The organism is Dinghuibacter sp., assembly GCF_035492835.1.
GTDB lineage: Bacteria > Bacteroidota > Bacteroidia > Chitinophagales > Chitinophagaceae > Dinghuibacter.
Genome location: NZ_DATJIY010000090.1, coordinates 1 through 8,154 on the forward strand (window position 1 = coordinate 1; position 8,154 = coordinate 8,154).

Consider the following 8,154-nt stretch of genomic DNA (forward strand, 5'->3'; position numbering starts at 1 on the left):
TTCAAGTTGGGTTGTCAGGTTGTGATAAGCTGTTTCGGAGAGTGCGGACGAAAAAAGGCGTCCCAACATTAGGACGCCATAAATCTAAAAGAAAAAAATCCGCTTCTCAAAATTTTTACTCCCGAATTAAACAGAGTTTAATAGAAACGGGGAAAATACCCCCTCCTCCGACCGCTGATTATCCCCAAAAGGTTGCTAGTTCATTAAGCCGGAATTAACCTTTTTCGATAGAGGACCGTATTTGGACCACGCCGTAGCCGTCGAGTGGTTCGGGCTCAGCGACACCGAGCTCATCGTCAACGGCGTCAAGCAACCGGACGCCCTCCACGAGCGCCTCGTCAAGGCCGCCGGCGTCCGCGAAAACTATGGTCTTTACTTTGGCCCGGTGCAAATGACCGGCACGGGTGTCTTTTTGGACAAGCGGGATCTGTAACACGGCCGCAAGGCTACCCGGCGTGCCGGCCTAGTGCAGTGCGCAGGAAACCCGTCACCAGCGGGTGGAGATGCTAATCACTTATTTAACTCCACACCAATAAGCCACAACTATTGCGATAAGCGGAAGAAATAGTGACCCCATCGTATAGCTGATATATAACCCGGTCGGAACCCATCAGTTTATTTTATTCCCGAATCCCGAACGCCTTCATAGGCACATCTTCACTTAAATGGATTGGACAGTTGTAATGAATTCCGATCATTAATGGAGACCACCGCAAAATAAAGAGCCGATCTTCTCTTTAGAAAAAAGATATCTATTGGCAACATTAATTGGTTGTCATATTTGACGCCTCCATAAATATCTATTGGCCCATTTGACCGATATTTCACCGAAAAAGTTTTCGCCAGGCAATGAATCCTGACTGTAGAGTCATTCACCATAACTTTGTTGACCGAATCGCCGTCAGCCGCTAAGTAAACATGCTCGATATGCCCCTTATTAAAAGGCAAGTGGTCCAACTTAAAAATCCCCTCATCGATGGCATTGTAAACGCTATCCATAGTTCCTGCAGTGGCTTCTTGGGATACTGCCAGTATGGATGTCAACAATACGTGTATTGTATCGTCAAGTTTGGAAATAATTAGGCAGTTGTTATTTCTTATATCAAATGTGCCAAACGGGTTTCTACCATTCAACAAATAAGATACACCAGGTTTAGCGTACTCTTTCATGCTAGGCGAAAACAGTGTCATATACTCCTCAATGACTGTATCACTAGTCTCAACATGCGCCACTTGATGATAACGACTGACCTGTCTGAGACCTTGAAGCCATCCAATAGCTATATATAACATTAAAAGACTAGTCACGATTCCCACACCTATTACTATCGTTTTACTTCGCATATACTGCTATTTTGGTTCAATTTATCCATACTGGCTGGCGTACCGGTAACCCTCTAGGGTAGGCCTTGTCGTTATCTAAAACTGGAAAATCTGGATATATATCATCCGACGTATTAGGGCCTAAAAAAGGGATAACTTCAAGTATGCCTATTAAGTAAAGCGCTCTATTTCTACGCTGAATTTTCAATGTGATTTTTTTTAAGGATTCGGAATCTTTGAAAAAATTCCAAAGAAAAGTCGGCACTTTTTCCACCTCAAAATTATAAATCTGCACTCGGCCGCGTTCGGGCCGGTTTCATACTCCTTTAACAGGTTGACGACCTGCATCTCGCCTAATGTGCACTTTATTTTTTTCTCGATTTCTTCTACACAGCGGCTTGTCAAGGCATCTTCGTGGCTACCGGTGTCGTTGTCTCAGCGCAGCGCGCAGGAAGCCCGTCACCAGCGGGTGCGGATGCGCCGCCGTGGAGCTCGCCTGGGGCACGAAAAGCGTCCCCATAAAAAAGGGGTGGCCGGCCAGCTCGAGGATGCGGACCTCGCCGTCGTCCGAGGTGGCGGCTATGCGGAGACCGGAGCGATCGAGGGCGTCCTGGTAGTCGGGGTTGAGGCCGAAGTTGCAGTAATAGTTTTCCGTCAGCCGCGGTCCGGTAAGCGTATGGGCCAGCGAGCCCGGTCTGACGGCTACGTCCAGCCGCTGACCGACGAGCGAGCACGTCAGCGGGGTGACGACGAGGCGGGACGCGTAGGGATTGGACTCGGCGTGGTCGGCGTCCGTAAGCCCGAGCGCATTCCGGGCGTATTCGATAACGATGTGTTGAAAACCGCCGCAGGTACCGAATGTAGGGATGCCGTTTTCGCGGGCATATCGGATAACGGATAGCGCCGAGGCCATGTCGGCGTAAGGACTACCGGGTGCGATCAGGAACGCGTCGGCGAACTGAGCGAGCCGGGTCGGAATTGTGGCTGTGTGCACCCATTCCACGTCCAGCGAGGCGCCGATCTGCGTGAGCGAGTGGTTAATAGCCTCGTTTGTGGCCACGTGCGTCGCATTTTCCTTCCGAAAGTCGCCAATTATTGCTAGCTTCATAACCGATATAGCGCCAACGGGCGCGGTGCCTCAAAGTACGATTTGTACCCTATTATGAAGCTGTTCGATCGAATCACTTCTTTCTTTCGCCCGTGGACCCCACCCGCCGCGGAAACTCCGCCTTCCGAGGCCGCCGGGTTGGCGCCCGACGACCGCGTTCCGCTGGAGCTTACGGGGGTTATCAGCCAGGAGGCCTATACTTGGGTGGTGGCGCAGACGCTGCGGCATTTCCGGAAGAGTAAGTTTATTTTCCGTTTGGATGGAGGGTTGTTGTTCTATACGCCGGCGGAATCGCCGGTCTGGCGGCAGTTGAACCTGACACACCTGGTGCAGCAGCTCGTGTGCGAGGACCGGTCGCTGTGGACCGACCGGATCGCTGAATGCATCGACCTTCACCGGGCGGACCAACTGGCGCTGGAGGGGCTGCTGGAGTCCTTCGACGCCGCCAAAGACAAGCTCACGGTGCGGTTGCACAGCCGTTCGACCTACGAGCGCTTCCCCATCGAAGGATACCTGCTCAAAACCATCATCCCGGACCTCTACGCCGCCCTGGCGCTGGAATTGCCGGGTCAGTTCCACATCCTGCAACGGTCGGAGATCAATCACTGGGGCATAGACGAAGACGAGCTGCTCTGGACGGCCTACGGCAACCTGGCCGACCAGCGCGAAAAGATACAGGTGGTAGAACAGGAAGGCGAAGGCTTTACGGTGGTCACGCTCCTGGACAAGGACTATGCGGCGGCCTTTGCCCTGGATTTCGCCAACCATTGCGCGGAGTGGATCGGCAAGGTCGGGTCGATGATCGCGCTCCCCTCCAAGGGGTGCGTTTTTATCTATCCCATTGCCGAAACCGTGGCTTTCAACGCGGCCTTTACCAAGATGGCGGACCTCGTGAACCGCTATTACCGGGAGGGGCACTCCCCGCTGAGCAACGACCTCTACTGGTTCCACCATAACCGCTTCGAACGTTTCCCCAAGGCGATGGAGGGGCACACGCTGACGTACTCCATCCCCAGCCGGTTGCTGGCCTATCTGCGTACGCCGCTCGCCCACCCTGCCTTTGTGTCCGACGTCAAGGACTCGCTCCTGGAGGGCTTTTGGGAAGGCTACTACGAATACGGCCAGGGTTTCCGCGCGCCGCTGTTCGGCAGCCGTCGCGAATTCCAGCTGACCCTCCGGTCCAAGTCCGGTCAGCTCGAAGGCTCCAGCGTGGACGAAGACCACGCCGGCCAGGCGAGCGTTTGGGGCTTTGTCGACCGCGAGCTCATCAGCTTTATCAAAAAGTTCCCCGACCGACCCGCCCAGGACATCCACTTCACCGGCTTTTTCGACGCCCGCGAAATCAGCTTCACCGGTACGTGGGTCATCGACGAGGGCAACGGGAAGGTTTTCTCGGGGAGCTGGGCGATGGTGAAGCTCTAGGCGGGCCCGGGCCGCGAACGCCCCGGGGCACCCGGCGCGCGCGCCCGTCGCGAACACCCCCCAGGAATGACCCTTTCACCCCCTTTTTTTACCCGGGTATTGCACTAGCTTTACCGTTGAAAAGGTATAGCCATGAAAACATATACTTTTCCCCGTGAAATCCGCCTCTGCTGCGTCACCGCCGACTCCTTCCCGCAAGGGGTGGCGATGGCCTTCCAGCAGCTTCATTCCACGGTCCCCGACCCTGTGGGAAGGCGGCTGTTCGGTCTCTCGTGGCCCGACGGCAAGGGCAGCATGGTCTACAAGGCGGCGGTGGAAGAACGTTTTGCCGGCGAGGCCGAAAAGCTGGGCGCCGAGCCCTACACCCTCCAAAAAGGCGAATACATCGGTCTGGAGGTACAGAATTTTATGGAAGACATCCCGTCCATCGGCCGGGCCTTTAAACAACTGGTCGACGCGCCCGGCGTCGATCCCGGCACCATGGGTGTCGAGGAGTATGTCGGCGCTTCGGTTCTCTGTATGGTACCAATAAAATAGCTATGGCAAAACTGGTGTTTGGCATGATGCAGTCGCTCGATGGGTACGTAGCCGACGCACAGGGTGGGCTGACGCCGCCCGGTGTCGGGCTGCATCGTCATTTCAACGATCACGTCCGTGGGTTAGCCGGGATCCTCTACGGACGCCTCATGTATGACATCATGCAGTATTGGGACGAAGACCAGCCCGATTGGAAGGCATTAGAGCACGACTTTGCCGCGGCATGGCGCTCGAAACCCAAGTGGGTGTTTTCGCGCACGCTCAAGAGCGTCGGGCCCAACGCGACGCTCTTGCACGAAGACCTGGGCGGATTCGTCCGGCGGATCAAAGCCGACATGGATGGCGAGATCGACGTCGCCGGCCCGACGCTCGCGGGCGAGCTTACCAGGCTCGGTCTTATCGACGAATACCGGCTTTACTTCCGGCCTTACGTGCTGGGCTCCGGCAAGCCTTATTTTGCCGCCGCCCGCCCGCCGCTCGATCTCATCGATACCCGCGCCGTCGGCGAGGACGCCGTGCGGCTGACTTACAGACCCGCCGGGTCGCCCGCCTAAAATCCGGGTCGCATGCCCAATAACACATATGCGGAAACTAAAGCTCCAAGTCCATATAAGCCTCGACGGCTTTATCGCCGGCCCCAACGGCGAATCAGAGTGGGTACACACCGGCTCCGGACAACAGCCCGTCATCGACCTGGCCGATACCTGCGACACCATCCTGATGGGGCGTAAGATGGCCCGCGACTTTATCGATCACTGGGAAAACGTCGTCGCCGGCGACCCCGAACAACCACTGGCCGGACGCATGGTCCGTATGCGCAAGATCGTTTTTAGCCGCACCCAAACCGCCATCCCCGGTCGAAACGTCGAAGTCGCGGGCGGCGACCTGGCCACCACGGTCCGCGCCCTGAAAGCCGAAACCGGCAAGGACCTCCTCGTCTATGGCGGCGCCGGGTTCGTCAGCAACCTCATCGAGCTCGACCTCGTCGACGAGTACCACCTTTTCGTCATCCCGGTGGCCCTCGGTGAGGGCATGAGGATTTTCAAGACGCGCAAAAAGCTAAAATTGATCAGGTCGGTCGCCGTTGGCCACCTGGAGACGATCAGTACGTACGTTCCCGCCTAGACGAGGTATCGCGCCAGTCCTACCCCGAGGCTGATCAAGATCAAATATACCACGTTCATCCTCCCCCAAAGAACAAGCCCCAGCGACAAGAGAATCCACGCGAAAGCAAACCCATCGAAATGTCCGCCGGGCAACAGCACGTCCCGGCCGAGGAAAATCGTCAGGTTCAGGATGACCCCGACGACGGCGGCGGCGACGAGTCCCAGGATTCCGCTGAGGGCCTTGCTGCTGTGCGACCGGTCGATCAGCGGCGCGCCGGCGAAGATGTAAAAGAAACAGGGTAAAAAAGTGTAGTACGTCGTTGCGACCAGGGCGATACTGCCCAGCAGCACAGAGGCGTGGAAGTGGTTGTACCCCGCCATGAACCCGACAAAACCCACCACGATGATCAGAGGCCCCGGCGTGGTTTCGGCCAGGGCGAAGCCGTCGACCATTTGGGCGCGGGATAACCAGCCGAATTTCAGGACGGCGAATTGCGCGACATACGGCAACACCGTATACGAGCCGCCGATGGTGAAGAGGGCGGCCTGGGTAAAGAAGAGGACGAGCCCGCGCCAGAAGGTGAAGTCGCCCGAGACATAGAACAGCGCCAGGGGCGCAGCCCAGAGCACCGCAAAAACGAGGGCCAGCAGGAAGAACGCCCGCCAGGAAAAGGGCTCGGCCGCAACGGGCTCGGAAGTTTCGCCGGGCAGGGATCGACGCGAGAAAAAACCGATCGCCAGCGTCCCCAGTATAATCAGCGGCAGCGGTACGTTGAAGAAAAATATGCAAACAAACGCTAAAACAGCCACGCCATAATGCAAAGCGGAGTGCAGCGACTTCCGCCCCACCTTGACCAACGCCACGACGATCAATGCAATCACCGCGGGTTTGAGTCCCCCGAAGAGCGCATACATCCAAGGTACCCCGCCAAAGGATACATAGACGATCGACAGCGCTAGCAGGATACACATCGAAGGCAGCACGAACAGCACGCCCGCCACCACCCCACCCTTTTTCCCATGGAGCAGCGACCCCACGTAAATGGCGAGCTGCTGCGCCTCCGGCCCCGGCAGCAGCATGCAGATGCTGAGCGCGTGAAAGAACTTACTGTTGCTGATCCATTGCTTTCGGTCGACGAGGTAGTCGTGCATGATCGCGATGTGGCCGGCGGTGCCGCCAAAACTGATCCAGCCGAGCTTGAACCAAAAGGCGAGGGCTTCGCGGAAAGAGGGGTGCTCCAAATCAGGCTCTACGGGCGAAGGGGGAAAAGACGGGGTTTTCACGCCCGCGAAGGTACGCGATTTTAGCTCCCCAGGAATCTTGTAGGTAACTCATCCTCAATAACTTCCGCCCCACTCTTTCGCACAGAATACACCCGAGCCGTGGGCACGGACCCCACGCACTCCCAAAGCTCCTCATCGACGAGGTGGACGGCCGCGCTGTTATCCGCGGCGTAGCCGGACATGATCTTATTCTCCCTGAGCATACGGTGGAGGGAGGGACGGCGGTCGACTTCGCCGTCGTAGTGCGGGCAGAAGCTGCCCTTGACGATACCCAGGCAGGGCAATACGGTGTACGGGCCGGGGACGGAGTCGGTGCTGCATTCCTGGAACCAGCAGTTGGCGCCGGCGCTGATACCGGCCAGGACGATGCCTTGCTGGTAGGCCTTGCGCAGGATAGCGTCGATGCCCCATTCGCGCCAGAGGGCGAGCATGCTTTTGGTGTTGCCGCCGCCGACATAGATAACGTCACGCTCCAATAGATAGGTCTCCAGGTCCGCGGTGGGCGGCGTGAAGAGCGACAGCCAGGACGGCCGGCAATCGAGCCGGGAAAAGGCGTTAAAGAAATTCAACGCGTACCGTTCCGCGGCGTCGGTGGCGTGCGGCAGGAAACAGACGGCCGGGCGCTTCCGGCGGGCCTGGTCGAGTATGTACTGGTCGAGCAGCGTGTTGCCGGGCTCCATCGAGAAGCCGCCGCCGCCCATGGCTATGATTTGTCGTTTCATGGCGAAGCCGTAGAGTGGATTTTCCTGGTATAAAAATAGTATAGCTGTTTTTGAAACAGCGCCTGAACCAACCGGTCGTCGATCGGCCACCGCACGAGGAGCGACGGCAGGCTGATCTCACACACCTTGGTCCCTTTGTTCACGTACAAAAAATACGCATAACCCTTGTTAAAATAGTATTTTTTTGCAGACGAGTCGCCCACGGAATAGGCAAAACAGCGGTCGCAGCGGAAATGCCGGAACCCGGAAATCAACACCGAATCCGCGGGCCCCAAAAGAGCGCTGTCCAAAAAACCCGAATCAAGACTCAGATAGTACATGCACACCCCCGAGGAACGCGAACGCAAAAGAATAAAGTCGTCGTTCACGCTATACAACATAAAGGTGCTGTCCGGCACGTATCGCCGGATCATGGTAGCGGCATGGGCGATGTGTAACCGGTCAACGCCCTGGTGTTGGGCACAGCACACGGTGGCAGAAAGCAAAAAGACGATAACAAACCTCATTTCGCCGCGGTTGTCGTCGACTCCTTCTGCAGCACCACGCGCATCTGCGAAAACGCATACCCCGCGTCCTGTATCGCGCACAGCGACGCCCACTGCGACGCTTCGAGGTTGCGGACCTTGTAGAGCTTGCGCACGTTGATGACGAG

General features: G+C 56.9%; 10 protein-coding genes. 5 read left to right on the forward strand and 5 right to left on the reverse strand.

Features of this window, described 5'->3' with window-relative positions; translation table 11 throughout:
* Window positions 1–241: 241 nt before the first annotated feature.
* A complete protein-coding gene (locus VL547_RS08365) occupies window positions 242–433 on the forward strand; it encodes a hypothetical protein (RefSeq protein ID WP_325577199.1) in 192 nt (63 codons plus the stop codon).
* A 224-nt stretch (window positions 434–657) separates the two neighbouring features.
* Here the strand turns inward: VL547_RS08365 and VL547_RS08370 are convergent, their stop codons facing one another.
* The gene (locus tag VL547_RS08370; RefSeq protein ID WP_325577200.1) at window positions 658–1,344 is read right to left on the reverse strand and encodes a hypothetical protein; all 687 of its coding nucleotides are present in this window, start codon (window positions 1,342–1,344) and stop codon (window positions 658–660) included.
* 397 nt (window positions 1,345–1,741) lie between these two features.
* The gene (locus VL547_RS08375) at window positions 1,742–2,431 is read right to left on the reverse strand and encodes a CTP synthase C-terminal region-related (seleno)protein (protein ID WP_325577201.1); all 690 of its coding nucleotides are present in this window, start codon (window positions 2,429–2,431) and stop codon (window positions 1,742–1,744) included.
* Between the two features lie 54 nt (window positions 2,432–2,485).
* On the opposite strand from VL547_RS08375, the gene VL547_RS08380 reads away from it, so the two are divergent.
* The 4 genes from VL547_RS08380 (at window position 2,486) to VL547_RS08395 (ending at window position 5,515) form a co-directional block, all read left to right on the forward strand.
* Window positions 2,486–3,853, forward strand: coding sequence for a hypothetical protein (locus VL547_RS08380; RefSeq protein ID WP_325577202.1), 1,368 nt, complete (start codon window positions 2,486–2,488; stop codon window positions 3,851–3,853).
* A gap of 132 nt (window positions 3,854–3,985) precedes the next feature.
* Window positions 3,986–4,390 carry a hypothetical protein gene (locus VL547_RS08385; RefSeq protein ID WP_325577203.1) on the forward strand — a complete coding sequence of 135 codons (405 nt, stop codon included), beginning with the start codon at window positions 3,986–3,988 and terminating at the stop codon, window positions 4,388–4,390.
* A gap of 2 nt (window positions 4,391–4,392) precedes the next feature.
* Window positions 4,393–4,944: a dihydrofolate reductase family protein gene (locus VL547_RS08390; RefSeq protein ID WP_325577204.1), complete on the forward strand. Its 552-nt coding sequence runs from the start codon at window positions 4,393–4,395 to the stop codon at window positions 4,942–4,944.
* Between the two features lie 28 nt (window positions 4,945–4,972).
* Window positions 4,973–5,515, forward strand: coding sequence for a dihydrofolate reductase family protein (locus VL547_RS08395; RefSeq protein ID WP_325577205.1), 543 nt, complete (start codon window positions 4,973–4,975; stop codon window positions 5,513–5,515).
* Here the strand turns inward: VL547_RS08395 and chrA are convergent.
* From chrA to VL547_RS08410, 3 genes are read right to left on the reverse strand one after another with little or no spacing between them, the layout of a single operon-like run.
* Window positions 5,512–6,780, reverse strand: a complete 1,269-nt coding sequence (chrA, locus tag VL547_RS08400; RefSeq protein ID WP_325577206.1) for a chromate efflux transporter — start codon at window positions 6,778–6,780, stop codon at window positions 5,512–5,514. The two genes, VL547_RS08395 and chrA, sit on opposite strands and share 4 nt — an antisense overlap.
* A 20-nt stretch (window positions 6,781–6,800) precedes the next feature.
* A complete protein-coding gene (locus VL547_RS08405; protein ID WP_325577207.1) occupies window positions 6,801–7,502 on the reverse strand; it encodes a peptidase E in 702 nt (233 codons plus the stop codon).
* The gene (locus tag VL547_RS08410; protein ID WP_325577208.1) at window positions 7,499–8,008 is read right to left on the reverse strand and encodes a hypothetical protein; all 510 of its coding nucleotides are present in this window, start codon (window positions 8,006–8,008) and stop codon (window positions 7,499–7,501) included. The genes VL547_RS08405 and VL547_RS08410 overlap by 4 nt, the downstream gene beginning before the upstream one ends.
* Window positions 8,009–8,154: the final 146 nt, after the last annotated feature.

Coding starts and splice junctions, on each gene's coding strand:
- VL547_RS08390 (WP_325577204.1), top strand. CDS start 4,393: ATGGCAAAACTGGTGTTTGGCATGATGCAGTCGCTCGATGGGTACGTA.
- VL547_RS08405 (WP_325577207.1), bottom strand. CDS start 7,502: ATGAAACGACAAATCATAGCCATGGGCGGCGGCGGCTTCTCGATGGAG.
- VL547_RS08395 (WP_325577205.1), top strand. CDS start 4,973: ATGCGGAAACTAAAGCTCCAAGTCCATATAAGCCTCGACGGCTTTATC.
- VL547_RS08375 (WP_325577201.1), bottom strand. CDS start 2,431: ATGAAGCTAGCAATAATTGGCGACTTTCGGAAGGAAAATGCGACGCAC.
- VL547_RS08380 (WP_325577202.1), top strand. CDS start 2,486: ATGAAGCTGTTCGATCGAATCACTTCTTTCTTTCGCCCGTGGACCCCA.
- VL547_RS08370 (WP_325577200.1), bottom strand. CDS start 1,344: ATGCGAAGTAAAACGATAGTAATAGGTGTGGGAATCGTGACTAGTCTT.
- VL547_RS08410 (WP_325577208.1), bottom strand. CDS start 8,008: ATGAGGTTTGTTATCGTCTTTTTGCTTTCTGCCACCGTGTGCTGTGCC.
- VL547_RS08385 (WP_325577203.1), top strand. CDS start 3,986: ATGAAAACATATACTTTTCCCCGTGAAATCCGCCTCTGCTGCGTCACC.